Source organism: Pseudonocardia nantongensis, assembly GCF_046546495.1.
Lineage (GTDB): Bacteria > Actinomycetota > Actinomycetes > Mycobacteriales > Pseudonocardiaceae > Pseudonocardia > Pseudonocardia nantongensis.
Map to the genome: position 1 here is coordinate 102773 of NZ_JBKGXT010000009.1, position 25369 is coordinate 128141.

Annotated in this window: 26 protein-coding genes and 2 pseudogenes; 15 read left to right on the forward strand and 13 right to left on the reverse strand. The window is 73.4% G+C overall.

All coding sequences use genetic code 11. The features are described 5' to 3' along the window. The first annotated feature begins 96 nt into the window (after positions 1–96). A complete protein-coding gene (locus tag ACLFMI_RS11890; protein ID WP_410947856.1) occupies positions 97–945 on the forward strand; it encodes a formate/nitrite transporter family protein in 849 nt (282 codons plus the stop codon). 117 nt (positions 946–1062) lie between these two features. Beyond that, a complete protein-coding gene (locus ACLFMI_RS11895) occupies positions 1063–1836 on the forward strand; it encodes a tryptophan-rich sensory protein (RefSeq protein WP_410947857.1) in 774 nt (257 codons plus the stop codon). A gap of 73 nt (positions 1837–1909) precedes the next feature. Here ACLFMI_RS11895 and ACLFMI_RS11900 read toward each other — a convergent pair whose 3' ends face one another. The 3 genes from ACLFMI_RS11900 to ACLFMI_RS11910 form a co-directional block, all read right to left on the reverse strand. Next, positions 1910–2308, reverse strand: coding sequence for an SRPBCC family protein (locus ACLFMI_RS11900; protein WP_410947858.1), 399 nt, complete (start codon positions 2306–2308; stop codon positions 1910–1912). A gap of 191 nt (positions 2309–2499) precedes the next feature. Next, positions 2500–3258 (reverse strand): DUF1990 family protein, encoded by a 759-nt coding sequence (locus tag ACLFMI_RS11905; protein ID WP_410947859.1) that lies wholly within the window; start codon positions 3256–3258, stop codon positions 2500–2502. 38 nt (positions 3259–3296) lie between these two features. Beyond that, a complete protein-coding gene (locus tag ACLFMI_RS11910) occupies positions 3297–3518 on the reverse strand; it encodes a hypothetical protein (protein WP_410947860.1) in 222 nt (73 codons plus the stop codon). Between the two features lie 51 nt (positions 3519–3569). Between ACLFMI_RS11910 and ACLFMI_RS11915 the strand changes: the two genes are divergently transcribed. Then, on the forward strand, positions 3570–4310 hold the full coding sequence (locus ACLFMI_RS11915) for a DUF1990 family protein (protein ID WP_410947861.1): 741 nt from the start codon (positions 3570–3572) through the stop codon (positions 4308–4310). A 524-nt stretch (positions 4311–4834) separates the two neighbouring features. Here the strand turns inward: ACLFMI_RS11915 and ACLFMI_RS11920 are convergent. Together ACLFMI_RS11920 and ACLFMI_RS11925 are read right to left on the reverse strand one after the other, a co-directional pair. Further along, a pseudogene (locus ACLFMI_RS11920) lies at positions 4835–5797 on the reverse strand (amidohydrolase); the annotation flags it as partial. Continuing rightward, positions 5794–7371, reverse strand: a complete 1578-nt coding sequence (locus ACLFMI_RS11925) for a GMC family oxidoreductase (protein ID WP_410947862.1) — start codon at positions 7369–7371, stop codon at positions 5794–5796. The gene ACLFMI_RS11925 and the pseudogene ACLFMI_RS11920, both read right to left, overlap by 4 nt. 120 nt (positions 7372–7491) lie before the next feature. Here ACLFMI_RS11925 and ACLFMI_RS11930 point away from each other — a divergent pair, with 120 nt between their 5' ends. The 5 genes from ACLFMI_RS11930 (at position 7492) to ACLFMI_RS11950 (ending at position 11952) form a co-directional block, all read left to right on the forward strand. Continuing rightward, the gene (locus tag ACLFMI_RS11930; protein WP_410947863.1) at positions 7492–7962 is read left to right on the forward strand and encodes a GbsR/MarR family transcriptional regulator; all 471 of its coding nucleotides are present in this window, start codon (positions 7492–7494) and stop codon (positions 7960–7962) included. A 431-nt stretch (positions 7963–8393) separates the two neighbouring features. Then, positions 8394–9140 (forward strand): SDR family NAD(P)-dependent oxidoreductase, encoded by a 747-nt coding sequence (locus ACLFMI_RS11935; RefSeq protein WP_410947864.1) that lies wholly within the window; start codon positions 8394–8396, stop codon positions 9138–9140. Positions 9141–9189: 49 nt separating this feature from the next. Next, complete coding sequence (locus ACLFMI_RS11940) at positions 9190–10068, forward strand: ABC transporter substrate-binding protein (protein WP_410947865.1); 879 nt, start codon at positions 9190–9192, stop codon at positions 10066–10068. An 88-nt stretch (positions 10069–10156) separates the two neighbouring features. Continuing rightward, a complete protein-coding gene (locus tag ACLFMI_RS11945; protein WP_410947866.1) occupies positions 10157–11533 on the forward strand; it encodes an NAD-dependent succinate-semialdehyde dehydrogenase in 1377 nt (458 codons plus the stop codon). A gap of 11 nt (positions 11534–11544) precedes the next feature. Next, positions 11545–11952: a VOC family protein gene (locus ACLFMI_RS11950; RefSeq protein WP_410947867.1), complete on the forward strand. Its 408-nt coding sequence runs from the start codon at positions 11545–11547 to the stop codon at positions 11950–11952. A 507-nt stretch (positions 11953–12459) separates the two neighbouring features. Here the strand turns inward: ACLFMI_RS11950 and ACLFMI_RS11955 are convergent. From ACLFMI_RS11955 to ACLFMI_RS11965, 3 genes and pseudogenes are all read right to left on the reverse strand, one after another. After that, positions 12460–12729, reverse strand: coding sequence for a type II toxin-antitoxin system RelE family toxin (locus ACLFMI_RS11955; RefSeq protein ID WP_410947868.1), 270 nt, complete (start codon positions 12727–12729; stop codon positions 12460–12462). After that, positions 12726–12995, reverse strand: coding sequence for a type II toxin-antitoxin system Phd/YefM family antitoxin (locus ACLFMI_RS11960; protein ID WP_410947869.1), 270 nt, complete (start codon positions 12993–12995; stop codon positions 12726–12728). Before ACLFMI_RS11960 ends, ACLFMI_RS11955 begins: the two co-directional genes overlap by 4 nt. A 37-nt stretch (positions 12996–13032) precedes the next feature. Continuing rightward, positions 13033–13110 (reverse strand): annotated as a pseudogene (locus ACLFMI_RS11965) (FAD-dependent monooxygenase); the annotation flags it as partial. 683 nt (positions 13111–13793) lie between these two features. Here ACLFMI_RS11965 and ACLFMI_RS11970 point away from each other — a divergent pair. Then, positions 13794–14228, forward strand: coding sequence for a hypothetical protein (locus tag ACLFMI_RS11970; RefSeq protein WP_410947870.1), 435 nt, complete (start codon positions 13794–13796; stop codon positions 14226–14228). A 108-nt stretch (positions 14229–14336) separates the two neighbouring features. Here ACLFMI_RS11970 and ACLFMI_RS11975 read toward each other — a convergent pair whose 3' ends face one another. The 3 genes from ACLFMI_RS11975 to ACLFMI_RS11985 form a co-directional block, all read right to left on the reverse strand. After that, the gene (locus tag ACLFMI_RS11975) at positions 14337–14795 is read right to left on the reverse strand and encodes a pyridoxamine 5'-phosphate oxidase family protein (protein ID WP_410947871.1); all 459 of its coding nucleotides are present in this window, start codon (positions 14793–14795) and stop codon (positions 14337–14339) included. Positions 14796–14893: 98 nt separating this feature from the next. Further along, positions 14894–15700 carry an IclR family transcriptional regulator domain-containing protein gene (locus ACLFMI_RS11980; protein WP_410947872.1) on the reverse strand — a complete coding sequence of 269 codons (807 nt, stop codon included), beginning with the start codon at positions 15698–15700 and terminating at the stop codon, positions 14894–14896. Then, positions 15697–16860 carry a lyase family protein gene (locus ACLFMI_RS11985; protein WP_410947873.1) on the reverse strand — a complete coding sequence of 388 codons (1164 nt, stop codon included), beginning with the start codon at positions 16858–16860 and terminating at the stop codon, positions 15697–15699. The genes ACLFMI_RS11980 and ACLFMI_RS11985 overlap by 4 nt, the downstream gene beginning before the upstream one ends. Positions 16861–16900: 40 nt before the next feature. Here ACLFMI_RS11985 and ACLFMI_RS11990 point away from each other — a divergent pair, with 40 nt between their 5' ends. The 4 genes from ACLFMI_RS11990 to ACLFMI_RS12005 all read left to right on the forward strand — a co-directional run bounded on the left by ACLFMI_RS11990 (position 16901) and on the right by ACLFMI_RS12005 (position 20097). Then, the gene (locus tag ACLFMI_RS11990; protein ID WP_410947874.1) at positions 16901–17548 is read left to right on the forward strand and encodes an HAD hydrolase-like protein; all 648 of its coding nucleotides are present in this window, start codon (positions 16901–16903) and stop codon (positions 17546–17548) included. A gap of 46 nt (positions 17549–17594) precedes the next feature. After that, on the forward strand, positions 17595–18500 hold the full coding sequence (locus tag ACLFMI_RS11995; RefSeq protein WP_410947875.1) for an MOSC domain-containing protein: 906 nt from the start codon (positions 17595–17597) through the stop codon (positions 18498–18500). A gap of 223 nt (positions 18501–18723) precedes the next feature. After that, positions 18724–19470, forward strand: coding sequence for a CoA transferase subunit A (locus tag ACLFMI_RS12000; RefSeq protein ID WP_410947876.1), 747 nt, complete (start codon positions 18724–18726; stop codon positions 19468–19470). Next, positions 19471–20097, forward strand: a complete 627-nt coding sequence (locus tag ACLFMI_RS12005; RefSeq protein ID WP_410947877.1) for a 3-oxoacid CoA-transferase subunit B — start codon at positions 19471–19473, stop codon at positions 20095–20097. A gap of 16 nt (positions 20098–20113) precedes the next feature. Here ACLFMI_RS12005 and ACLFMI_RS12010 read toward each other — a convergent pair whose 3' ends face one another. After that, positions 20114–21322, reverse strand: a complete 1209-nt coding sequence (locus ACLFMI_RS12010; RefSeq protein WP_410947878.1) for a cytochrome P450 family protein — start codon at positions 21320–21322, stop codon at positions 20114–20116. Between the two features lie 34 nt (positions 21323–21356). Then, positions 21357–22508, reverse strand: coding sequence for an NAD(P)/FAD-dependent oxidoreductase (locus tag ACLFMI_RS12015; RefSeq protein WP_410947879.1), 1152 nt, complete (start codon positions 22506–22508; stop codon positions 21357–21359). A gap of 682 nt (positions 22509–23190) precedes the next feature. On the opposite strand from ACLFMI_RS12015, the gene ACLFMI_RS12020 reads away from it, so the two are divergent. Both ACLFMI_RS12020 and ACLFMI_RS12025 read left to right on the forward strand, forming a co-directional pair. Then, positions 23191–23898 (forward strand): 4'-phosphopantetheinyl transferase family protein, encoded by a 708-nt coding sequence (locus tag ACLFMI_RS12020; protein ID WP_410947880.1) that lies wholly within the window; start codon positions 23191–23193, stop codon positions 23896–23898. Next, on the forward strand, positions 23895–25364 hold the full coding sequence (locus ACLFMI_RS12025) for a DNA polymerase IV (protein ID WP_410947881.1): 1470 nt from the start codon (positions 23895–23897) through the stop codon (positions 25362–25364). Before ACLFMI_RS12020 ends, ACLFMI_RS12025 begins: the two co-directional genes overlap by 4 nt. The last annotated feature ends 5 nt before the right edge of the window (positions 25365–25369 follow it).

The following is a 25369-nucleotide window of genomic DNA, read 5'->3' on the forward strand; positions in this document are numbered from 1 at the left end:
AGCGAGGGCCCGGTCGATCGAGAAGTTGCGCGGACGCCAGGTAAAGCCCGGCAGCACGACGTGCCGGAGCGGGGCTGCGCACCCACACTTCATCCTGTGGACACCGAACCGGACGATTCGACCGAGGCCGACGCCAAGGGCCGACCGGCCTCGCTACGAGAAGACGAGGTCGAGCGCGCGCTGGACCAGATCGTCGAGCGGGGGCGCCCCCGGCTGTTCCGCTCCGTCGCCGAGCTACTGGCCAGCGGCACGATCGCCGGAGTGGAGATCGCGCTGGGCGTACTGGCCTTCCTCGCCGTCGAGCAGGCGACCGGATCGAAGCTGCTCGCCGGCTTGGCGTTCTCGATCGGCTTCGTGATCCTCCTGCTGGGCAACAGCGAACTGTTCACCGAAGGCTTCCTCGTCCCGATCGCGGTAGTCGTCGCCAAGGAAGCCACCTACCTCCGGCTGGTCCGGTTCTGGGCACTGACCCTGCTCGGCAACCTGATCGGCGCGTGGGTAGGGATGTGGGCGATCGTCACCGCGTTCCCGGCGCTGGATCCGATCGCGGTCACGAACGGCAAGACCTATGCCACCGCGACCCTGGGCCTGTCGACGTTCCTGCTCAGCGTGCTGGCCGGGGTCGCGATGACGTTGCTGACCCGCATGCGCAGCGGCACCGACAACGACGTCGCCAAGGTGCTCGCCTCGATCGCGGTCGCCTTCCTGGTGGCCGGGCTGTCGATGTATCACTCGGTACTGGACACACTGTTCATCTTCGGCGGCATCCACGCCGGGGGCCCCTACGGGTACGGCGACTGGATCGTGTTCTTCGGGTGGACAGTCCTGGGCAACATGGTCGGCGGGATCGGGGTAACAACGATGCTGCGGCTGGTGCGCAGCCACGAACGTCTCCGCGAGTGGCGCGCGACCGACGCGCCCGGCCCTCATGCGAGCAACACGTAGTCCGGTCGCGTGGTCGACCAGCCGCGCGGTACCGCTGCTCGCCACCACCGCTCGGGAAGCGGGACCGGCGAAGTGCCTTTATGATCGAGAGAGTTTCGATCGCAGGGGGTCCCTGGCATGACGACGATCCGGAGTACCGGTCCGGCCACGCGCGCCGACACGGTCCGGGCCTGGGTGGTGCTCGCCGCAGCCGTGCTGCAGACGGTGGCCGGTTCGCTCGGTGGCAGCGGCCTGTTCGGGGAGTCGCAGCGGGTGCTGTCCGACCGCTACCCCTCCGTGCTGGCGCCCGCGACGATCGCGTTCTCCGTCTGGTCGGTGATCTATCTGGGGCTGCTGCTGTACGCGGTGTACCAGTCGCTGCCGGGGCAGCGGTCCCGCCCGGTCCACCGGGCGGTCGGCTGGTCGTTCGTCGCGACGGCGGCGTTCAACGCGGGCTGGATCGTGATCTTCTCGCAGGAGCTCCTCGGCACCGCCCAGCTGGTGATCGTCGCGCTGCTGGTGACCCTCGCGGTGCTGCTGTGGCGGCTCGCCGCGGTCCCGGCGGCCGGCGTGGCCGACCGAGTGCTGGTCCACGGACCGCTGGCGTTCTACGCCGGCTGGGTGTCGCTGGCGACGCTGGCCGGGTTCTCGGTGACGCTGACCTACTGGGGTGCCGCGCTCGGCCCGGTGGAGGGTGCGCTGCTGTTGCTCGTGGCGGTCGTCGTGGTCGGGTACGCGACGTTCCGCACGGCGGCCGCGGTGCCCTACGCCGCGACGGCGGTCTGGGCGCTGTTCTGGATCACCGTCGAGGCGCCTGGCCCGGTATCCGTGGTGGCCGCTGTCGGCGCGGTTGCGGTTGCGGTGGCTGCGGTGTTGCGGGCCAGGCAGGGAGTGCGAGCCGCGTTCGGCTGAGCAGGGTCGCCGATATGCCACTCCCGTGCCGGTTCCGTGCCGAGTCCGGCTCCCGGTACGGCGTGTCCGCCGGTCACAGAACCAGACAGTGCAGCGCGACGAAGGCCACCGGCGTGTAGGGCAGCACCACGGCAGCGGGCCCGCGGATGCGCAGCCAGGATCGTGAGCCCAGGCCTTCCGCATCGACGCCGTGCTCGAGGTGCAGGCGCACCGGACCGATTCGCACCTTCCAGCTCCAGGTACGGGCCGTCTCGTCCACCGCGAGTACCTCGAACGGCACGCCCACCACGCCGCAGACGCGGACGCTGCCGCGCAAGCCGGGAGTGAGCCGGCGCGCCGGCGCCTCCACCCCGGTGATCTGAGGTGCCCAGCGGGGCCAGCGGTCGAGGTCGGCGTAGCGCTCCCACGCGGTGGCCGGCCGGGCCGAGCCGATCGCGCTGATCGAGGTCTGCATGAAGACGGTCCTACCCACCGCCGCACTCGTCCAGGCACTGCGCCTCTGTACAGTTCCGCGGGCTCATCTTCCCGCACTGCACGCTACGGGCGGGCACCCCCGGCCAGGTGGTCCGGGTGGACGGCTTCGCCGGCGAGCGGGGAATGCCGATCGGCCGCGGGCGCGCGACCGGCCGAGTCCCTGCCACCCGGAGGTCGGCCGTGCCAGGTTCAGGCTCCGGGGTGGTGCACGTGAACGACCAGCCGGTCCCACCAGTGCCGCGAGCTACCCTGCGGGGCCACGACCACCTGCCGGTCGGTGGGCGCCCGCGGCAGCGGGGCCCCCGCGCGGTGCGCCCGGGCCGCGTCCCGGATCCGTTGCCCGGCCCGGTGGTAGAACTCCAGCTGGATCGGCCGTCCGAACAGGGCGAAGCCGAACCGGTAGAGCGGGTTGGGCACCGGTGCGCGGCGGGAGTAGGCCCGGATCCAGAACATGACCTCGCCGCTCGCCAGGTTCTTGACGACCTCGTAGCTCAGCCGGCCCTGCTCGAGGTGCCCGGACAGCGTCTCGTAAGCCCAGCCCCAGACGCGCCGACCGTCGTGCTCGGTGTCCACGACGTCGGTGACCCGGACTCCGAGATAGAAGCGGAGCAGCGTGAACCGTCCCTGCAGCAGCATGTTCCGCCCGAGTAGCGGATCGCCGGGCCGGTAGATCCCGCGCAACCGCCGGTGGTCGGTGAACTCGTAGTCGCGCACCAGGATGCACGCGGATTCCCAGAGCCCGCCCGGCTCCGGTGGGCCGGGCCGCTCGGTACCGAGCAGGGCCCGTCCGGTGTCCACGTGCCAGCGCGGATCCGCCGCCGAGACCGGGGCGTCGGCGGGGTCGTAGTTCACCGCCGACTGGGCGAGCTCGTCCAGCTGCCGGGCCAGGTCACGGTCGTCGACACCCGTCCTGCCCGCCGCGGTGTCCCGGTCGTTCCCGACCGACATCCGGGTGCCGGGGGCTCCCGGCCACTGCGCCGGCCGTCTCAGCGCTTCCCGCCCTTGCGCACCGAGTCGCCGATCAGCCAGAACATCGGCGGCCACAGGCCCACGAAGATCGCGCGCCGCTCGGCGTTGCCCCGCTCGTCCTGGTCGACGGTCTTGGCGCGCAGCCAGAGGCCGATCGCCAGCACGATCGTGGACAGGGACAGGGCCTGCAGGTGCCCCTCCCGGGCGCCGGTCCGGCGCAGCACGTTTCCGACGGTCATGAGCGGGTGTTCCCGCGAGCGCCGCTGCTACACCCGTGCTCTCATCGTCGGATGCCGCGTCGGGAACCGGTCACCGGCACCATCCGCTCACGCCGGGTCGGTGCGCTGCTGCGCTGGCCGCTGGGTATCGCGGTGGTGTCCTGGCGGTACTTCTGGCGCACCACCCCGGTGCACCGCAGCGACCGTGCGGGGGACCGCTCGGACCTGCCTCCGGGCCCGGTGCCCGACGGCGACGAGCGGGTGCAGGAGGTACGCGACGGGTACGGCCCGTTGCTGCATCGTCGCTACGCGGTGCGGATCACGGGTTCCCGGCTCCGTCCGGACGAGCTGATGAGCAGGCTGATGCGCGACCCGGACCGGTGGTCGCCGGAGTTCGCGGTGTTCCGCCGTACCCGCGGCGACCCCGGCACGATCGCCGTCGGTGACGAGTTCCTGGTCCGGATGCCCGGGCCCTGGGACGGGCCGGTGCGGGTGGTCTCCGCGGACCCGACCGGGTTCGCCTTCGTCACCCTGCACGGGCACCTGGAGGCCGGGCGGATCGAGTTCCGCGCGGCTGCGGACGACGACGGCCGGCTGCGGTTCGACATCGAGTCCTGGGCCCGGCCAGGGGACCGGCTCTCGCACCTGCTCTACAACCGGCTCCGGGTGGCCAAGGAGGTCCAGCTCAACATGTGGACGCACGCCTGCATCCGGGCCGCGGTGCTGGCCGACGGGCGCCCGGACGGCGGAGTCACCGTGCACACCAGGCGGGTCGACATGCGCGACACCGCAGACCGGCCCGACCCCCGGTGAGTTCGCCATCGCACCCGTCCGAGGGCGGCGTGGCGGGCCAGGATGATCCGGCCGTCGGGCAGGGTGGGGAGCCAGGCCTCGTAGACGGTGCGGGTCATCGACCGTTCCCGGCGCTCGGCCGCCCCGGCCGCCGCGGTTCCGACGATCCCGACGACCGGATCGCGGGCATCGTCGCGGGCAGTGACCGCAGGGTGGGCGCCACGGTGCGGAACTCGCGTCCGGCCTGCTCCCACGTCCGGGGATCGCTGAGCTCGTCGATCACCCGGCTCCGTGCGGCCGGGGCCTCGTGGGGCGCGTCGACGGGGGCCGGGTCGGTGCTCATCGGGCAGGCTCCGTCCGCGATGCGGCGAGGTCGGCCGCGGTCCACGCCATTCCGATCGCGCCGTCGAGCACGGCCCGGTCCGCGGCGGGGGTGATGCAGGCCGCGGTGAACTCGGGCTGGTGATTGACCGCGGGGCGCAGTCCAGGCCGAGCATGGGATGGATGGTGGGCACGACGTGCGAGACGTTGCCCATGTCGGTGGCGGCGCCGACGATCCCGCCGGCGGGCAGCTCGGGGAACGTCCGTCCGAGTGCTTCGGCGTTGGCCCGGTAGAGCGCCAGCAGGCCGGGGTCGGGTCGCAGGTCGGCGTAGTCGGGGCAGGCCGGGTCGGTGCTCAGCTCGCACCCGGTGGCCAGCGCACCGGCCTCGAAGCATCGCCGGACCCGGTGGGTGAGCGGGGCCAGGGCCTCGACCGTCTCGGTGCGGACGATCCAGCGGCCCCGGCTGGCGTCGGGGATGATGTTCGGCGCGGCGCCGGCCTCGGTGACGATCCCCTGGATCCGGTCGGAGCCGGTGGTCTGCTGGCGCAGCAACCCGATCGCGACCTGGGCGACGGTCATCGCGTCCGCGGCGTTGACCCCGAGCTCCGGGTAGGCGCCGGCGTGGACGGGGGTGCCCCGGTAGGCCACGTCGAACATCGCGATCGCGGAGCCGGGCATCGCGGCCGTCTCGACGGCCGCCGGGTGCACCATCATCGCGGCGTCGAGCCCGTCGAACGCGCCCCGCTCGAGCATCAGCACCTTGCCCCCGCCACCCTCCTCCGCCGGGGTCCCCAGCACGGTGACGGTGAGGCCGAGGTCGTCGGCGAACCGGGCCAGGCCGAGGCCGGCGCCGACGGCGGCCGCGGCGATCACGTTGTGCCCGCAGGCGTGGCCGATCCCGGGCAGGGCGTCGTACTCGGCGCAGATCGCGACGTGACACGGCCCGGAACCGACGGTGGCGCGCACGGCGGTGGGCAGGTCGTAGCAGCCGTGCTCGACGGAGAACCCGCCGGCGTCGAGCGCGTCGGCGACCCAGCGGCTGGCCCGGATCTCGGCGAAGGCCAGCTCGGGATGGGCGTGGATCCGGTGGGACAGCCCGACCAGGTCGTCGCCGGCCGACCGGATCCGGTCGGCGACCGCCCGCTTGACGGCGCCGGGGCCGGCGGGCGGGGACGGGGCGGTCACGGCGCGGCCGCGTGGTCGATCCGGTCGGCCATCAGCTCGCCGGTCATGATCGCGGCCAGGTTGGTGTTGGCCCGGGGTACCGACGGGAAGATCGACGCGTCGACCACCCGCAGGCCCTCCACGCCGAGGACCCGGCACTGCGGGTCGACCACGGTGTCGGCGCCGGCCGGGTCGCCCATCCGGCAGGTGCTCGTGGCGTGCTGGGCGTCGGCGGCGGTGGCCAGCAGGTGGTCGTCGAGCTGCGCGTCGTCGTCGAGGACCGACAGCAGCCGCGTGTTCACCCGCTCGACCGGCCCCTCCGAGATTGCCGCGACGTCGTCGCCCCGGGCCATGTCGACCAGCGCCCGGATCCCCGCCCGCAGCCGGACCAGGTCCCGCTCGTCGGAGAGCATGGACTCGCGGACCTCGGGCTGGACAGCGGGGTCGGTCGAGGTGAGCGTGACCGACCCGCGGGAGAACGCCTGGTTGACCCACACGCCGAACGCGCCCGCGCCGAACCGCAGGTCGGCGCTCTCCATGGACAGCACGTTCTGGTTGAGCGACACGAACATCATGTCGTGCGGGCCGGCGCCCGCGAGGTTGCTGGTGTAGCGGACGCAGACGTTGGTGTGCCGGTCGTCGGCGGTCCGGCTGGCCGAGGGCTCGTTCAGCGCGATCGCCACGCCGACCATCGGGTGGTCCTGCAGGCCGTGCCCGACCGGGAGGTCGGCGACGACGTCGACGCCCAGGGCGCGCAGCGCTGCGGCGGGGCCGATGCCCGAGCGCATCAGCACCGCGGGCGAGTGCACCGCACCCGCGCTCAGCACCACCTCCGCCGCCCGTTCCTCGACCACCGACGCGCCGTCGAGGTAGCGCACCCCGACCGCCCGCCCGTTCTCGATCAGTACCCGCTCGACCAGGGCTCCCCCGCGCACCGTGAGCAGATCCGAGTTGCGCGCGGGCTCGAGGTACCCGTCGTTCACGGTGACCCGCCGGCCGCCCCGGGAGTTGATCGGGTACGGCGACACCCCGCCCGCGCCGGGCGCGTTGACGTCCTCGGCCCAGCCGTGCCCGGCGGCCAGCGCCGCGGCAGCCAGCGCGGTGTCCACCGAACCCCAGTCCTCGCGGCGCATCCGGTGGATCGGGGTCGGGCCGCCGCGGCCGTGGTAGGGCGCGTCGCCGAACTGCTCGTCGTCCTCGGAGCGGGCGAAGTAGCCGAGCACGTCCTCCGGTGACCACCCGGTGCATCCCTGGCCGGCCCAGTCGGTGAAGTCGTCGGTCGGCGGCCGGATCGCGATCTGCCCGTTGATCGAGGAGCTGCCCCCGGTGCCCCGGCCGCGCCAGTACAGCGCGGCCTCCTGCTTGTCGGTCCGGGTCGCGAGCAGGTCCGGCCACACCAGCGGCGCGCTCGCCTCGGGGTCGATCAGCGCCCGCACCGGGTTCGGCGAGCGCCACACCTCGGCCATCTCCGCCGACCGGAACGCCGGACCGGCCTCGAGGAGCAGGACCCGCCTCCCCCGTTCCGCGAGCCGGGTGGCCAGCGGCGCGCCGGACGACCCGGCTCCGATCACGATGACATCCCACGCGCTCGTCACGGGTTCGACCTCCGAGGGACCGGGGCAGCTCGCCGGGTACGGCTGCCGGTGGCAGGTACTCTCACTGTGCCCCAACTCTCAGTCAATACCGAAAGTTCATCGCAACGCGAAGGAACCCGAGTGGCCGACACCCGTACCGCATCCCCTGCGGGGCACGCCGTGACCGAGGACTTCGCCACCGTCATGGGACAGACGATGGGCTGGCCGCCACTGGCCGGCCGCACCGCGGCGGCACTCCTGCTCAGCGCGCAACCGATGACCACGAACCAGTTGCAGGCCGAGACCGGCGCGAGCGGGGGATCGATCTCGGAGATCACCCGACTGCTGATCAGCAACGGCGTCGTCCGCCGGTTCAAGCAACCCGGGACCCGGCACTTCGTCTACGAGTGGCGCGCCGACGCCTGGGCGGGCTGCCTGGAACACCAGCTCCAGCAGACCGTCGAGCTGCGCGACCTCGCCCACCGCACGCAGGCGCTGGGCGCGACGCTGCCCGAGACCCAGCAGGCGCGCCTGCGCGCCATGGCCGGCTACTACGACTTCATCGTCGTGCAACTGACCGCGGTGCTCGACGACTACCGATCGCGACCCTGAGCCGCGGTGACGGTCGCCGCCGACCACCCCGTGTGCTCGGCGCGACCGTCGTGGCCACCGTGCGGGGGCACCCGCTCGCGCTGCCAGCGCCGGAACAGCTCGTAAATCGACCGCCAGTGCCCGTAACGTTCGGGGACATCGCGCACCTTCTTGAACAGCTCCTAGCCGCCCCACCCGATGAATCCTGAATCGGACCCACGGTCAGCACTTCACGAGCGGTCGGCCGTCGCTCAGAGAGCTCACACCACCTGGCCATTGCCGAGCACTGTCACTCGACCGTCGTTCCACAGTTCGCCCGCGGCTTCCTTCGAGGTCCCGAGGCCTTGGTGTCCGGCGGTGCTGACCGCCGCGTACCGGTAGGCGCCGCAGGGTTCGGCGGCGGATGTCCACGGGAACACTGTCCTCGAGATCGACAGCGGGGGAGAGGGCGGATGACTGATCGAGTGTGCCTGGTGACCGGAGCCAGCCGCGGTATCGGGGCCGCAAGCGCGCGCGAACTCGCCGGACGCGGTCACCGGGTGGTGGTCAACCATCGTGACAGCGCGGCCGAGGCCGATGCCGTCGCGCAGGACGTCCGCGCGGCCGGCGGGCACGCGCTGGTGGCTCAGGGCGACGTGACCGACCCGGGTGAGGTCACGCGGCTCGTCGACACGGTCGCCGCACAGTGGGGCCGGCTCGACGTGATGGTCCACAACGCGATGACGCCGTTCCCGGTCACCTCGTTTGCGGAGCTGACCTGGGAGCAGCTCGGCAGCAAGCTCGACCAGGAGATGCGCGCGGCGTACCTGCTCACCCACGCGGTGGTGCCGGGGATGATCGAGCGTCGGTACGGACGGCTGGTCTATCTGTCCACCGGCCTGGCACGCCGCCCTCGAGCCGGGATGATCGCGCTCGGTGTCGCCAAAGCCGCCCTGGACTCCTTCGTGCGCTACGTCGCCGACGAGGTGGCACCGCACGGCGTCACGGCCAATGTCGTCGCCCCCTCCACGGTCGAGGACACCGCAGTGAGCGGGCGGCTCTCCGACGAGCTCAAGGAGCAGCTCGCCGCGGCGACACCGATGCGTCGGCTCGCCCGACCCGAGGACGTCGCGCGCACTGTGGCCTATTTCGCCGGCGACGACGGCGGTTTCACCACCGGCAGCTGGGCGCCGGTCAACGGTGGCCTGATCATGCCGTGACCCCGTGTCGTGACCGCAACGACGACCCGATCCGTTCCAGGAGCACCGCATGCACACCCTCGATATGACCTACGTCGGCCACGGCCTGCATGAAGAGCTCGTCGCGTACGTGGCGGATCAGGAAGGCTTCCCCGAGCAAGAGGGCGTGCACCTCGCGGTGCGCGACGGGGTGAGCTGGAACGACCAGCGGCTACGTCGCGGCGCCACCATCGGGCTGGGGCGCTCGGTGTTCGCGCGGCTGACCGACGGCGTCGAGTGGACCGCGCTGTCGGTGAGCACCCATCGGCCGCTGTTCTGGTTCGTCGGCGGCCGGCACCTGAGCTCGATGGAAGCGTTGCGGGGACGTCGCCTGCTGGTCCACGCCCCGCATACCGCGCCGGGATGCTTCGCCCGCATCGTGTTGCGCCGTCACGGCCTCGATCCCGACCGTGACCTGGAATGCGTGATCCGCCCGCCCGGGGACTACGCGATGGACCTGCGACGGCTGCGCGCGGGCGAGGTCGACGCCGCCTACCTCGGTAGCACCCTCGACCCCGCACAGGTCGCCGCCGAGGAGGGATTCCACGAGCTCGCCTGGGTCGGCGATCACCTGGCCGTCCCGACCGTCGGGCTCGCCGTCGATCCCGCTGTCATCTCGCTCGAGGACCCTGCGGTCCTCGCCGCGGTGCGTGCGCAGCGGCGGGCCCTGGCCCTGCTCGCTGCCGACCCGGAGACCGCCGTCGCCTACCTGCAGCGGTTCCTGGCCCGCGACACCCCGGCCGAGGTCCGGCGCTACCACGCCCGCTTCGTCGCGCCGTGGTTCACCGCCGACGGGCAGGTCGACCTCGCCGGAGCCGAGGAGGGCCTCGCCGCGGTGGCCGCCGAGCTCGGCGTCACCCAGGTCCCCCGGGCCGCCGAGGTCTACCGCACCGGACTCGTCACGCCCTGACCCCGCTTCTCGCCGGGCCGGCCAGTCGCCGCATTACTTCCCACACCGGTCCAGCGTGTGTAGTTCGGTGAGAAGGGTAGGCCAGGGTATGGCCATCGAGACGACGAATCCCGCCACCGGGGAGACGGTCCGGGAGTTCGACTCCCTCACCCAGCAGGAGCTTGAGGACAGGATCCAGCGGTCCTGGGAGGCGTTCCAGAACTACCGCGCCACGACGTTCGAGCAGCGGTCCGGGTGGATGCGCGCTGCCGCCGACATCCTCGACGCCGAGACCGACCGCCTGGCCGAGCTCGCGACCCTGGATATGGGCAAGACCTTCGTTGCGGCGAAGGCGGAGGTCGGCAAGTGTGCGCTCGGGTGCCGCTGGTACGCCGACCACGCCGTCGAGCACCTCGCCGACCACCCGTGGGATCCCGCGGACGCGCCGTCGAACGCCCGGGTCTTCACCCGGTACCAGCCGCTGGGTCCGGTGCTGGCGATCATGCCGTGGAACTTTCCCTACTGGCAGGTCTTTCGTTTCCTGTGCCCGGCCCTGATGGCCGGCAACGTCGGCCTGCTCAAGCACGCCTCGAACGTGCCGCAGGTCGCGCTGGCCATCGAGGACGTGCTGGTGCGGGCCGGCTTCCCGCGGGATGTGTTCCAGACGCTGCTCATCGGCTCCTCGATGATCGAGGCCATGGTCGACGACGACCGTGTGCGTGCGGTCACCCTCACCGGCAGCGAGCCCGCCGGACGTGAGGTCGGCGCCCGCGCCGGGAAGAACGTCAAGACGAGCGTGCTCGAGCTCGGCGGCAGCGACGCCTTCATCGTGATGCCCTCGGCCGATCTGGACGCCACCGCCGACGCGGCCGTCGCGTCGCGCACCCTCAACAACGGCCAGTCCTGCATCAACGCCAAGCGGATCATCGTCCACGAGCAGGTCGCCGACGAGTTCCAGCAGCTCCTCGTGGAGAAGATGGAGGCGCTCGAGGTCGGCGACCCGATGGCCGAGGACACCGATCTCGGGCCGCTGTCGGGACCGCAGGGCCTCGAGGAGCTCGACCGGCAGGTGCAGGACTCGGTGGTCGCGGGCGCGAAGCTCCTGACCGGAGGCACGCCGCTGGGCGGCAAGGGCAACTTCTACCCGGCGTCGGTGCTCGCCGACATCCCGAAGGAGGCGCCGGCCTACTACGAGGAGCTCTTCGGCCCGGTGGCGCTCTTCTTCCGGGCGACGGACCTCGACGAGGCGATCGCGATCGCCAACGATTCGAGCTTCGGCCTCGGCGGGAGCGCCTGGACCCAGGACGCGGGCGAGGCGGAGCGCCTGGTCAACGAGGTCGAGACCGGCATGATGAACATCAACAAGATCACTGCCTCGACGCCGGAGGTCCCCTTCGGCGGGGCCAAGAACTCGGGCTACGGCCGCGAGCTCGCGAGCTTCGGCACGCTGTCGTTCGTGAATGCCAAGACGGTGTGGGTCCAGTGATCGGGAGCGGCATGCCCACCTTCACACAGGTCGCTCATGTCGCGCTCGTCGTGCGCGACATGGCGGCGAGCGTGGCGTTCTACGAGCGGGTCCTGGGGTTCGAGCAGGCGAGCGAGCGACGCGAGGGGCCGCCCGAGGCGCGGCACCCGCGCCAGCTCTTGCGCCACCCGGACTCCGCGCTCGTCCTCGGGATCCACGAGCCCTACGAGCGCTCGCACGACCGGTTCGACCCGCAGCGCACCGGACTCGACCACCTCGCGGTCACGGTGGTCGACCGGTCGATGCTGGACGCGTGGGTGGCCCACCTCGACGCGCATGGCGTCGGGCACTCCCCGGTGCGCGACGCGGGATACGCCGAGTTCGTGTCGTTCGGTGACCCGGACGACATCGCGTGGGAGATCTGGCTGCCCACACCCTGAGCCCGCCATCGGCTCGGGGCCAGCTCGGTCGGTACTCCCGGTCGGGGCGATCTCGGTCCACTCGTTCCGCGGTGGCCCTCGACGCGGCCGGGCTCGCCGGTGCCCGAGGGCTATCGAGGAGTCCTTCCAGACCGCGAAGAACGAAGCCGGATTGGACCACTACCAGGTCCGCTCCTATCGGTCGTGGTGCGCCCCCACATCACGCTTGCGATGCCCGCCGCCGGCTACCTCGCCGCCACCCGCGCAGGCGAACACGCCACCGAGAAGGGGGCGCCGGCGCCGGCAGCGACATCTGATCCCATTGTCGGCCAACGAGATCCGCTACCTGCTCGCGACCCTCGCCCTCGCTCCGATCACCTGCCTCGAGCACGTACTGCGCTGGTCGACCTGGCGACGCCGACACCAAGCCCGAACCTGCCGCTACCGGCGCCGCGGCGAACGCCCACCCACATGAACCAGGTGCCGTTGCAGTACTAATAGCCGGCGAAGGCAGCGGTCGTCAGCCCATCACTGTCGGTAGACGTCGCTGCGCCGGTCGATGTGCAAGATGTCTACCCGGTGTCGGTCCTCGATGATGGCGTAGACGACCCGGTAGTCGCCGCGGCGGGCAGAGTGCAGGCCGATCAGCTCGTTCCGGAGGGCCTTGCCCACCCGGTGTGGGGTCTGCGCCAGGGGCCCGAAGATGAACTCGACGCAGGCCGTCGCGATCTTCTCCGGCAGCCGCTCCAGGTCGCGGGCGGCACGGACAGTGACCTGGACGTGGTACTGCTCGCTCACGTGACCCCGTAGTGGGCCTTGATCTCGTCGTTGTCGGCAACTCGATCAGCCGCGGCGTCGGCCTGTCCCTCCCGGACCGCCTGCACAGCACCGGGCGTACCGAGGATCGCCAAGGTCTCCTCGATCGAGGCGAGATCATCGGCAGAGATGAGCACGGCTGCGGGGTTGCCGTGGCGCGTGATGGTGACCCGCTCGTGGGTGCGCTCAACATCGGCGACGTACTCGGAGAGCCGGTCACGGGCTTCGCCTAGGGGCACGGCAGTCATGGTGCCATGTTAGCCAAAACCAAGGGCAAAAACCCAGCTACATGTCGCACAGAAAACCGCCCCACGGCGGGTTGAGGTGCGCGGCGTCGCCGGCCACGAAGCACCGCCCGGCGCGGTACCCGGTCGGCGACCAGCATCCGGGCCGTCACCGGATCGCGCGAGCGCTCCCGGATCGGGGTCGTGGCGCCGGTCATGGTCCGCAGCGTCGCGGTCACCCACTCCGTCGACGCGTCCTCGGGGGCGCCGATGCGTCGACGTTGAAGACGATCAGGAACTCCAGCGAGGAGCTCAGGTCGTACCCGGCGTTGACCATGAGGGTGGGCAGCCAGGTGCTGGCGCCGTAGATGTGGTGACGAACACCCGCCGCCTGCCGGAGCCGATATCGTCGGTCACGGCGAGCCGGCCGTCATCGCCGTGGCCCGGGCCATGTCCCGCGCGACGTGAGCTGGGGCTGGGCACGCCCAGCGGCGCGAGTGATCGCCGATTCGGAACGAATCCGGCCACAGATGGCCGGATTCGTTCCGGATCGGCGATCACCGGGGCGATCAGAGCCTGATGCGGTCGGTGCCGGTGTCGCCGCGTGGGAGCTCGATCGTCCCGTCAGATCAGGTCGGCGCGTGCTGGCCGGTCATCAGGGCGGCCAGGTCGTCGGGCTCCAGGAACGACGGGGGCGGTGGCGGGCCCCAGTTGACCACCCTTCGAACACCTCCGGCTCCCAGAGCTCGTCCTCCGGGATGTAGTCCATGTCGGAGTAGTACCGGATCGCTGGCGCCCCGCGACGGCGGCGAGCAGCTGCGCGTGGTGCACGCACCCCGGCGGCAGCTCGTCGAGCTCGGTGTCGGAGTCGACGACACCGACGACATCGCCCGTATCGCGGCCCGCTTGGAACGGTTCGGGACGGCCCGCGACTTCGACGCCGGTGCGCTGACCGCGACCGAGCCGGTCTCCGTGCTCGAGGCCGAACTCGGTGTAGTGGGCGATGGTCTCGGCGACGTTCGGGACACCCATCGTCACCCGGGTGAGCCGGTGCATGCCCATCTCAGGCCCCCGTTCCGTCCGGGCTGTGGTGCGCGAGTCGGCGACGAAGGTCTGGCGCATCTCGCCGAGGCCCTCGATCCAGCTGACCAGCTCCTCGCCGGGCTGCAGGAGCCGCTGCGGGCTGCGCCCGACACCGACCGCCATGCCCACCGCGCGCTATCCGCCGGATGCTTCCCGAACTCGCGGCGGCACTGACCGCTGCGACCCATGCGATCGAGCGCGACCACCACGCCTCCGCCGACGACGACGGCGTGCCCCGGACCCGGCGCTGGCCCGCGGGCCACCGGGCCGGCGGGGACGTGGTCAGCGGACGGCGACCCGGTCCAGACCGCAGGGCCCCTGCCACCACGCGACGATCCGGTCCAGGTCGACCGGCACCGGCCGGGAGAAGGTCTCCCGCCACTTAGCGAAACCCTCCCCCAGGGTCGCCGCGTACTTGCCGGCGAAGGCGCTCACCAGCTCGTCCGCAGGTTCGCCCGTGCCGGGCCGGGCGGTCCCCTCGGCGATCACCACGTCGGTGCCGCCGGCCGCGGTGTCCAGCGACAGTGCCACCCCCGGCCGCTGCGCGAGCCGCCCGATCTTCGCGGTGTCCGGACGGCTGAACACCAGCACCACCGGGTCGGCGAACAGGAACCAGACCGGCACCGAGTGCGGGCGGCCGTCGGCCGAGACGGTGCCGAACCACAGGATCGGTTCGGCGGCCAGCCGGTCCGCGACCCGGGCGTGCGCCGGGTCGGCCGGGTCCAGCAACGGCCCGCTCACGGTTCCGTACCGGCGTCGGTGGCGAGCGATCGGGTGACGGGGGTCACGACGTCCATCCGGAGATGGTGCCACCGGCCCGGCCCCCGGCGCTGCACCGCCTACGCGCCCCCGGCGCGGAAGTCCGCCTCGATCCCGTCCGCACAGGCCCGCAGCTCGGGCAGGATCTCGGTGCGCAGCGAGCCGGCGTCCCGCCGCGAGGCGTGGGTGGACACGTTCGCCGCGGCCACCACCCGTCCGGCCCGATCGTGCACCGGCACCGCGACCGACCGCAGCCCGGCCTCCAGCTCCTGGTCGACGACGCAGTGCCCGTCCGCACGGACCCGTTCCAGCTCGGCCCGCAGCGCCGCCGGTGCGGCCACCGTGTGCGCGGTCAGCGCCTCCGGGGCCAGGTGCCCGAGGTGGCGGTCCAGGGTCGCCGGCGGCAACGCGGCCAGCAGGACCCGGCCCATCGACGTCGCGTAGGCGGGGAAGCGGGTACCGATCGTGATGGTGACCGCCATGATCCGGGAGGTGGGCACCCGGGCGACGTAGACGACGTCGTAACCGGTCTCCGGGTCGCCGTCGAGCACCGACACCGACGCCGACTCGCCGACCGCGGAGACCAGCCGCTCCAGGTGCGGCGCCGCGACCTCGGGCAGGCCCATCGCCGAGAGGTAGGACCAGCCCAGCTCCAGCACCCGCGGGGTGAGCGTGAACAGCCGCCCGTCGGTGCGCACGTACCCCTCGTCGGCCAGGGTGAGCAGGAACCGGCGGGCCGCGGCCCGGGTCAGGCCGGTGGCGCGGGCGACGTCGGACAGCGACTGCGCCGGACGCCCTGCGCCGAACGACCGGATGACGGCCAGGCCGCGGGCCAGCGAGCGGACCTGTTCCCGGCGCTCCCCGGCGTCGGCCGGATCGGCGGTCACCACGGCCGTCCCGCGAGCACCCGGTCCACCAGGTCCGGCGCGTGCCCGACGCCGGGCGGGTGGGACGTGGTGCCAGCCCCGGCGGCCAGGGCCAGGTTGCGCGTCATCGCGTCCGGATGGACCTCCAACCCGGCCAGGCATACCCGCAGCCGCGCGGCGGCCCCGGCGCTCACCCGCAGCAGCGTCGTCAGCGTCTCCCACTCGGCGTGCCATGCCCCGGCGGCGCGCTGGTGCTCCTGCTCCATCGAGGCCAGCAGCGTCGCGACCAGGCCGGGGGCGCGCCGGGCCGATCCGCGGGCGGTGACGGCCGCGGCCGGGTTGCGCTTGTGCGGCATCGACGACGAGTCGCCCGGCGCCGCCTCGGACACCTCCCCCAGCTCGGTGGCCGACAGCAGCACGACGTCCGTGGCGGGCTTCGCGCACGCCCCCGCCGCGACGCCGAGCGCCCCGGCCAGCTCGCCGATCCGGGTCCGCTCGGTGTGCCACGGCGTGCCCTGCGGGGCCAGCCCCAGCCGGGCGGCCAGCGCGTCGGCGACGGCCGGGCCGTGCGGGTGGGTCGCGGCCAGCGTCCCGGCGGCCCCGCCGTACTGGACCGGGAGGTCGTCGAGCAGGCCCGCCAGCCGGGCACCGGCCCGGTCCACCCCGGCGCACCAGGACGCGGCGACCGCGCCGAACGTCGTCGGCAACGCCTGCTGGCCCAGCGTGCGCGCCGCGCACGGCGTGTCCCGGTGCTCGGCGGCCAGCCGGGCCGCGGCCTCGGCACCGGCCCGCAGATCCTCGACGATCCGGTGCCCGGCCCGGCGGGTGAGCAGCACCAGCGCCGTGTCCAGGACGTCCTGGCTGGTCGCGCCCGGGTGCACCGCGCGCTCGGCGCCGGGCTGGATCCGGGCCGCGGCCGCCCTGAGCCGCTTGACCAGCGGGATCACCGGGTTGCCGCCCTCCACCGACTCCGCGGCCAGCGTGTGCGGGTCCAGCCCGGCGACGGCCGCGACCGCCCGCTCGACGCCGTCCGCGTCGTCGTCGGACACTGCGCCCTGCTCGGCCGCGACGGCCGACAGCGCCAGCTCGACCTCCAGCAGCGCCGCGATCCAGGCGGCGTCGTCGAGCAACCCGTCCACCCGATCGGTGCCGGACAGCGGACCGAACAGCTCGTTCGCCATGCGCACGAGTGTACGGATGGCGCAAAGGGATGATGGAGCCGTGCTGACCCACATCCTGCTCGACCTCGACGGCACCCTCGTCGACTCCGCACCCGGCATCCTCGGCTCGTTGCGCCGCGCGGTCGACGAGGTCGGCCTGGACGTCCCGGACGGCGCCCTGGGCACCCACCTGCTCGGCCCGCCGCTCTACGAGTCGCTCCCGTCGATCCTCGGTGCCGACGGGGCCGCGACGGTACTGCCGGTCTACCGGCGGATCTACGGCGACGAGGGGGGCCACCTGGACTCGACGCCGTATCCCGGCGTCGAGGAGCTGTTGCGGGCGCTGGCCGCGGCCGGGATCACGACGGCACTGGCCACCAGCAAGGCCGAGGTGTCGGCCCGCAAGATCCTCGCCCAGCACGGCTGGACGGACCTGTTCACCGAGATCGTCGGGGACACCCGGACCGCCGACCGGCCCAGCAAGGGGCATGTCGTCGCGGAGGCCCTGCACCGGCTGGGGCACCCGTCCGGACCGGATACCCCGCTGATGGTCGGCGACCGCCTGCACGACGCGCACGGCTCGGCCGAACACGGCCTGCGCTGTGTCGGCGCCGGCTGGGGCTACGCCGAACCGGGCGAGCTGGCCGCCGCCGGCGTCACGCCCGTGTACGCATCCGCGGACGAACTCCGGGTCGCGCTCCTCGGTTGAGGTCTTCCTCGCGAAGGGCCCGCAGGGCCCGGTAGACACCGGGGGCATGACGGTCCTCTCCCTGCACCGCTATCCCGTGAAGTCCATGCTCGGCGAGTCGGTCGAGCGCTCGACGGTGACGGCCCGCGGGCTCCTCGGCGACCGGGCGTTCGCGATCTACGACGAGGAGTCCGGAACCGTCGCCAGTGCGAAGGTGCCCCGGCTGTGGGCGGGGCTGCTGGAGTTCTCCGCCCGGTTCGCCGCCGATCCCGAGCCCGGCCGCCCGCTGCCCGAGGTCGAGATCAGGTTCCCGGACGGGTCGATGCTGCGCTCCGACGACGAGGGGGTCGACACCGCGCTGTCCGCGGCGCTGGGCCGCGCGGTGCGGCTGATCGCCGAGCCGCCGGAGGGCAGCCAGTTCGAGGAGGTCTGGCCGGAGTTCGACGGTCTGCCGGTCGACCAGCTGGCCCCCGAGGGACTGATCGAGGGCACGACCGCCCGGCGCGAGGACTCCGGCGAGCGGGTGAGCCGGTTCGACGTCTCCGCCTTCGGCGCCCCGGGCACCTTCTTCGACCTGTCAACCCTGCACGTGCTCACCGACTCCACGTTGGACCGGCTGCGGGAGCTGGCCCCGGACGCCGACTTCGACCCCCGCCGGTACCGGCCCAACGTGCTCCTGGACGGCACCGCCCCCGGCTTCGTCGAGAACGACTGGCCGGGTTCCGAGGCGCGGATCGGCGCGGTCGACCTGCGGTACTCCTTCGCGACCATGCGCTGCGTGATGACCACCCTGGCGCAGGGCCCGAAGGCCTCCGGGGTGCCCGAGGACCGGAACACGCTGCGGACCGTCGCCAAGCACAACCGGATCGAGATCCCGCAGGTCGGCGGCGTCTGGGCCTGCGCAGGGGTCTACGCCGACGTCCTGGCCGACGGTGAGATCGCCGTCGGCGACGAGCACACCGACCCCGCCTGACGACGCCGGTTCCGTCGCCGGTGCGACCCGCGCCGCCGGTGCCGCCCGCGCCGACGGCGGCAGGTGCGCCGGCGCCGACTTCGGCCCCGAAGGGCACCCTCGCCTCCACCGGGCCCCGGGGTGCCCCTCGGCATGCGCGCCGGTGCGCGCCTCGGTGTTCGCAGAGCGAACGTCTGTACGTTTGGCGAACGATCCGGTAGCCTGGGCTCGACGGAGGTGCGTGATGGACAAGGTGGTGGCGTCCGCCGCGGAGGCGGTCGCCGATATCGGTGACGGTGCGTCGTTGGCGGTCGGTGGGTTCGGGATGTCCGGGGTTCCGACGGTGTTGATCGCGGCGCTGTTGGAGCAGGGCGCGACGGACCTGGAGACGATCTCGAACAACCTGGGTGTGGACGGGTTCGGGCTGGGCACGTTGCTCGCGGCGGGGCGGATCCGGCGCACGATCGGCTCGTACGTGGGCAACAACAAGGAGTTCGCCCGCCAGTACCTGGCCGGGGAGCTGGAGGTGGAGCTGACCCCGCAGGGCACGCTGGCCGAGCGGTTGCGGGCCGGGGGTGCCGGGATCCCGGCGTTCTACACCCCGGCCGGGGTCGGCACGATGGTCGCCGAGGGTGGCCTGCCGTGGCGGCATCACCCGGACGGGACGGTCGCGATCACCTCCCCGCAGAAGGAGGTCCGCGAGTTCGACGGCGCCTCCTACGTCCTGGAGCGGGCGTTGACGCCGGACTTCGGGCTGGTCCACGCCTGGAAGGGTGACCGGCACGGCAACCTCGTCTACCGGCGTTCGGCGCGGAACTTCAACCCCGACAGTGCCGCGGCGGGGCGGGTCACGATCGCCCAGGTCGAGCACCTGCTCGAGCCCGGCGAGATCGACCCCGACGCGGTGCACACCCCCGGCATCCACGTGCACCGGGTACTGCACGTACCCGATGCGGACAAGCCGGTCGAGTTCAGGACGGTGAGCAAGTAGATGGCGCTCTCACGCGACGACATGGCCGCCCGGGTCGCCCGGGAGCTGCCCGACGGCTCCTATGTCAATCTCGGTATCGGGATGCCGACCCTGGTGCCCGGGCACATCCCGGCCGGGCGCACCGTGATCCTGCACTCGGAGAACGGGATCCTCGGCGTCGGCCCCTATCCGACAGACGACGAGGTCGACCCGGACCTGATCAACGCCGGGAAGGAGACCGTCACCGTCAACGACGGCGCCGCCTACTTCGGCTCGGCGGAGTCGTTCGGCCAGATCCGGGCCGGGAAACTCGACGTCGCCGTCCTGGGCGGGATGGAGGTCGCGGTGAACGGGGACCTGGCGAACTGGGCCGTCCCCGGCAAGATGATCAAGGGTATGGGTGGGGCGATGGACCTCGTGCACGGTGCCCGGCAGGTCATCGTGATGATGGACCACGTCGCCAAGGACGGTACGGCGAAGATCGTCGAGAAGTGCCGCCTGCCGATCACCGGCCTGGGCTGCGTCACCAAGATCGTCACCGATCTCGCCGTCATCGACGTCACCCCCGACGGCCTCACCCTGATCGAGACCGCCCCCGGCGTCACCGAAGACGACGTCCGCGACCAGACCGCCGCCCCACTGCACTGACCGTGCAGGCGGAGCGTCAGGCGCGGGGGCCGGGGGCGACGGGCATGTTCGTCAGGCCTCGGACCAGGGTGGACTGGCGGTGGGTCAGCTCGGACGGATCCACCGCCAGCGCCAGGTCCGGGCGGTCGGCGACCAGCTTGCCGATCGCCACCCGGCCCTCGATCCGGGCCAGCTGGGCACCCAGGCAGAAGTGCACGCCGTGCCCGAAGAACACGCCACCCGAGGTGTCCCGGCCCAGGTCGAGCTGGTCCGGACGCTCCACCCAGTCACCGTCCCGGTTGGCGGCCGCCAGGCCGAGCATCACCATCTCCCCCGCCGGGATCGTCACGCCGGAGTAGGTCACCTCCTCGGCGGTGAACCGGATCGGCGCCTGCGCGACCGGTGAGTCGAACCGCAGGAACTCCTCCACCGCGCTCGTGATCAGCGACGGGTCCGCCTGCAGCCGGGCCAGCTCGTCGGGATGCGTGAGCAGGGCCAGCACGCCGTTGCCGATCAGGTTGACCGTCGTCTCGTGCCCGGCGATCAGCAGCATGACCGCCATCGCGACGAGCTCCTCGGAGGAGAGCCGGTCGCCGTCGGTGTCGCTGACCTCGATCAACGACGACAGCAGCGCGTCGTCCGGCTCGGTCCGCTTGCGCGCGATCAGCTCGCTCAGGTAGCCGTACAGCTTGCCCATCGCGGCGTTCTTGTCGTCGGCCGGGGACTCGTCGACCAGCACCGACGACCAGGCCGAGAAGTCGTCACGGTCCTCGGCGGGAACCCCGAGCAGCTCGCAGATCACCTGCACCGGCACCAGGAACGCGTACTCGCGCATCAGGTCCACGGTGCCGTCCTCCGGCATCCGGGCCAGCAGATCCGCGGCGATCTCCTCGACCCGTGGCTGCAGCTCCGACATCCGGCGCACGGTGAACGACCGGCTCACCAGCTTGCGCAGCCGGGTGTGGTCCGGCGGGTCCATCAGGATCATCATCGGGGTCGGCGCCGCCGGCATGTCCGCGCGCTGCTCCTCCGGCAGCGTGTACCGCCAGTCCTTGCTCAGGCGCGGGTCGACGAACGCCTCGCGGACGTCGGCGTGCCGGGTGAGCAGCCACATCTCGCCGTCCGGGAGGGCGAGCTTGCGAACCGGTTCGGATTCCCGCAGGGCGGCGTAGGCGGGGTAGGGATCGCTCCAGAACCCGCCGGTGAACAGCTCGTGCGGGTCGGTGCCGGTGGTGGTCAGCGCCATGGACACCATCATGCCAGCGGCGGTAAGCGCGCGCTTACACCGCGGCGAACCGAGTGATCGAGCACACGTCCGGGTCCAGCGCGACGTCGTCCGGGAGCGGCTTCCCGAGGACGACGGCGGCGGCCACCGCGGCCAGCGCCGGTGCCGACTCGATGCCCGACCCGCCCTGCCCGGCGACGAAGTGGAAGCCGGGGTGCTCCGGGCGGGCCCCCAGCACCGGGCCGCGGTCCGGCGCGAACGTGCGCAGGCCCGCCCACGCGGTGCGCACCGAGCGCAGGCCCAGCGTCGTCGCGGCGCCGACCCGGTCCAGGGCCAGCGCGACGTCGAGCTCGTCCGCGCGGGCGTCACCGGGCTCGGCCGGGGTCTCGTCGGCCGGGGAGACCAGCACCGCGTCGGTCTCGGCCTTGAGGTACCAGCGCTCGGCGGCGTCGGCGGTCAGCGGGAGCGGCGCGGAACCGCCCGCACCGTCCGGGACCCGCAGCCGTGCCGGGTCGGGCGCCGGGCAGGCGGCGATCGTGCGCCGGTAGGGCCGCAACCCCGCGCCCGGGACGCCGGCCAGCGCGGCGACCTGCTCGGTCCACGCGCCGGCCGCGTCGACCACCTCGGCGGCCCGGACCCGCTGCCCGCCCGCGGTGTCCACCGTCCAGCCCGACCCGTCCCGGCTGATCGCGACGGCGCGGGCGTCCCGCAGCACGGTGCCGCCGCGCGCCAGCAGGCCGCGCCGGTAGCCGTCGTGCAGGGCGATCGCGTCGGCGTCGCAGGCGCCGGGGGTCCAGGCTGCGGCCCGCGGCCGGTGCAGCACCGGGCAGCGGGCCACGGCCTCGTCCGGATCGAGCGGCACCGGGGCACCCGGCTCGCCGCGCTGCTCGTCCAGGGTCGCGGCCAGGGCGGCGACGGCCTCGTCGTCCTCGGCCACGGTCAGCACCGGGCGCGGGGCGAGCAGCGGCGGGGTGTCCAGCTCGCGTTCCAGCACCGCGAACCGCGGCCCGGACGCGTCGATCAACGCCCGGAACGGGCCCGCCCCGTGCCCGGGGATGTAGGTGGCCGCGGAGCGGGCGGTGGAGTGCACCGGCAGGTCGTGCTCGGCCTCCAGCAGCGTCACGCGGGCGTGCGCCGCGAGCTCGTAGGCCACCGAGACGCCGGCGATCCCGCCGCCGACCACCACCAGATCCGTGTCCCCGTCCATCACCCACGACGGTAGCCGGATAAACCGGTGGCGCCGCCCGCTGCGGTGGTCCTACCGTTCCGGCCATGCTGATCCGGTTCCTCTGAGCGGCCCGCGGGGCCCGCGCCGACACCTGCCGTGGGCGGGTCGCGGCCGGGGAGTCCCGCATCCCGCCGCCGGCCCGTGACGTCCGTCCCGGCCCGGAACCGACCGCGCCCGCATGCGCGCCCCGCGCACCGGCACGCCTCCGGACCCGCACGTCGTCGCCGGCCCCTCGCGTCCCACCGTCACCAGCACCCGAGCGGGTGCGACCAGCCACGCAGGAGGCCCGTATGCGCACCACCCGACCCAGCACGACCACGACCACGGCCGCCGAGGCCCCGGCCGGCCTCGACACGCAGGCCGTCGGCGAGCAGCCCACCGGGGCTGCGGATCGCCCGGCCAACCGCGCGGAACGGCGGGCGGCCCGCCGGGGCCGCACCGCCGACCACGCGTCCGGCCCGGTAGCGCCCCGCAACACGGGCCGACCCCGCACGCCAAGCCCGCGCACATCCGCACGGACTTCGCGGCGCGGCGCTCCGGCTGACCGGCCGCGCACCCTACGACCCGGTGCCGCACCCCACGCATGGGGTGCGGCACCCGGGAACGGGGTGCGGCAAGCAGGCGAGCGCGGGGCGGGGCTGCGGCGTGCCAGGGTGGCGGGGTGACCGTCACCGTCTGGTGGGCCCGGCCGATCGACCCGTCGGCGCGGCCCGATCTCGCCGCCCTGCTCGACGCGCACGAGCAGCAGCGGATGGCTGCGCTGCGCCGCGACGACGACCGGCACCGCTACCTCGCGGCGCACGCCCTGGCCCGGCTGGTGCTGGCCGGCCGCCTGGACGCCGACCCGGTCACCCTGGACATGGACCGCACCTGCCGTTGCGGGAAGCCGCACGGCAAGCCCCGCCTGGCGGCGCGCGGCGACGACCCCGGGTTCTCGCTGACCCACTCCGGCGACCTGGTCGGGGTGGCGGTGGGCACCGGCCCGGTCGGCGTCGACGTCGACCGGCACCGCCCGCTGTCCGGACTGGACGGGCTGGCCGAGCACGCCCTGTCCACAGCCGAGCGCGCCGCGCACCCGCTGGAGCCGGCGTCGTTCCTGGTCACCTGGACCCGCAAGGAGGCGCTGCTCAAGGCGACCGGTGAGGGCCTGACGCTGCCGATGGACGCGCTCACGCTGAGCCCGCCGGACGGTCCGCCACGGGTGCTGGAGTGGTCCGGTGTCGCGGGCGACTGGTGGGTCGCCGACGTCGCCACCCCGCACGACGACCACCCGGGCGCGGTCGCCGGGCCCGGTCCGGCCACGCCGCCGGTCGAGCTCGCGGACGGCGACGCGGTGCTGTCGGTGCGCCGGGCGACAATGCGGGGGTGAGCAGTCCGGCCGCCCCCGCACGCTGGGTGCTGCACCTGGACATGGACGCGTTCTTCGCCTCCGTCGAGCAGCTCACCCGCCCGACACTGGCCGATCGGCCCGTACTCGTCGGTGGGCTCGGGCCGCGCGGGGTCGTCGCGGGGGCGAGCTACCAGGCGCGGGTGTTCGGGGCCCGCTCGGCGATGCCGATGGGCCAGGCCCGGCGCCGCTGCCCGCACGCCACCGTGCTGCCGCCCCGGTTCCCGCTCTACAAGGCGATCTCCGACGAGGTGATGGGCGTGCTGTCCGGCGCGTCCCCGGTGCTGGAACCGGTGTCGGTGGACGAGGCGTTCCTCGAGCCGCCGGACCTCGCGGGGGCGGACCCGGAGCAGGTGCACCGGTTCGGGACCGAGCTGCGGGCCGCGGTGCGGGAGCGGACCGGCCTGCCGGCCTCGGTCGGGGTCGGGTCCGGCAAGCAGGTCGCCAAGATCGCCTCCGAGCTGGCCAAGCCGGACGGGCTGCTGGTCGTCGCGCACGCCGAGCAGGACGCGGTGCTCGCGCCGCTGCCGGTCCGGTCGCTGTGGGGCATCGGACCGGTGTCCGGCGAGGCCCTGCGCAAGATCGGGATCGACACGATCGGGCAGCTGGCCGCGATGGACACCCGCGAGGTCGCCGGGATCCTCGGCACCGCGATGGGCACCGAGCTGCACCGGCTGGCGCGCGGGATCGACGACCGCCCGGTGGCCCCGCGCGGGGCGGCGAAGCAGATCAGCGCGGAGACCACGTTCGACACCGACCTGACGGCGATGAGCGCGGTGCACGAGGCGATCGGGACGATCGTCGCCGCGGTGCACCGGCGGCTGGTCGCCGACGGCCGGGCCGCCCGGACCGTCACCGTCAAGGCGCGCACCGGGGACTTCGTGACGGCGACCCGGTCGGAGACGACGCCGTTCGCCAGCCGGGAGCTCTCGACGCTGTCCGCGATGGCCCGCCGGCTGGCCGACGCCGCCGTCGGCGAGGGTGGGGTGCGGCTGCTCGGGGTGTCGGTGTCCGGGTTCGACGACGAGCCACCGCTGGCCCTGTTCGACGCCGTCCCCTCCGAGCAGGGCTGGGCGGCGGCCCCGGTCGACCCGACCACGAACGGGCTCCCGCGCACCCCGGTCGAGGAGCCGGTGGAGCCGGACCAGGTGACCGTCGACGACGGTGGCTTCGGCCCGCCGGAGGACGCGAACGGCGCCCGGATCGCCCCCGGTCCGACCCGGCCGGACGGCGAGGGCCCGCCGGAGCCGGAGCGCCCGTGGCGGGCCGGGGACGACGTGCGGCACCCCGAGCACGGGCACGGCTGGGTGCAGGGCGCCGGGCACGGCCGGGTCACCGTGCGCTTCGAGACCGCGGTGACCGGGCCGGGGCGGACCCGGACGCTGGACGCCGCCGACCCCGAGCTGACCCGGGCCGACCCGCTGGACAGCTGGCGCCCTGGGCCGTGAGCACG

Bases quoted from the DNA above. Each gene is read 5' to 3' on its own strand.
- ACLFMI_RS12015 (WP_410947879.1), bottom strand. From the start codon at position 22,508: ATGGACGGGGACACGGATCTGGTGGTGGTCGGCGGCGGGATCGCCGGC.
- ACLFMI_RS12005 (WP_410947877.1), top strand. From the start codon at position 19,471: ATGGCGCTCTCACGCGACGACATGGCCGCCCGGGTCGCCCGGGAGCTG.
- ACLFMI_RS11995 (WP_410947875.1), top strand. From the start codon at position 17,595: ATGACGGTCCTCTCCCTGCACCGCTATCCCGTGAAGTCCATGCTCGGC.
- ACLFMI_RS11945 (WP_410947866.1), top strand. From the start codon at position 10,157: ATGGCCATCGAGACGACGAATCCCGCCACCGGGGAGACGGTCCGGGAG.
- ACLFMI_RS12010 (WP_410947878.1), bottom strand. From the start codon at position 21,322: ATGGCGCTGACCACCACCGGCACCGACCCGCACGAGCTGTTCACCGGC.
- ACLFMI_RS11905 (WP_410947859.1), bottom strand. From the start codon at position 3,258: ATGTCGGTCGGGAACGACCGGGACACCGCGGCGGGCAGGACGGGTGTC.
- ACLFMI_RS11950 (WP_410947867.1), top strand. From the start codon at position 11,545: ATGCCCACCTTCACACAGGTCGCTCATGTCGCGCTCGTCGTGCGCGAC.
- ACLFMI_RS11985 (WP_410947873.1), bottom strand. From the start codon at position 16,860: ATGGCGAACGAGCTGTTCGGTCCGCTGTCCGGCACCGATCGGGTGGAC.
- ACLFMI_RS11910 (WP_410947860.1), bottom strand. From the start codon at position 3,518: ATGACCGTCGGAAACGTGCTGCGCCGGACCGGCGCCCGGGAGGGGCAC.
- ACLFMI_RS11940 (WP_410947865.1), top strand. From the start codon at position 9,190: ATGCACACCCTCGATATGACCTACGTCGGCCACGGCCTGCATGAAGAG.
- ACLFMI_RS11935 (WP_410947864.1), top strand. From the start codon at position 8,394: ATGACTGATCGAGTGTGCCTGGTGACCGGAGCCAGCCGCGGTATCGGG.
- ACLFMI_RS12000 (WP_410947876.1), top strand. From the start codon at position 18,724: ATGGACAAGGTGGTGGCGTCCGCCGCGGAGGCGGTCGCCGATATCGGT.
- ACLFMI_RS11915 (WP_410947861.1), top strand. From the start codon at position 3,570: ATGCCGCGTCGGGAACCGGTCACCGGCACCATCCGCTCACGCCGGGTC.
- ACLFMI_RS11960 (WP_410947869.1), bottom strand. From the start codon at position 12,995: ATGACTGCCGTGCCCCTAGGCGAAGCCCGTGACCGGCTCTCCGAGTAC.
- ACLFMI_RS11895 (WP_410947857.1), top strand. From the start codon at position 1,063: ATGACGACGATCCGGAGTACCGGTCCGGCCACGCGCGCCGACACGGTC.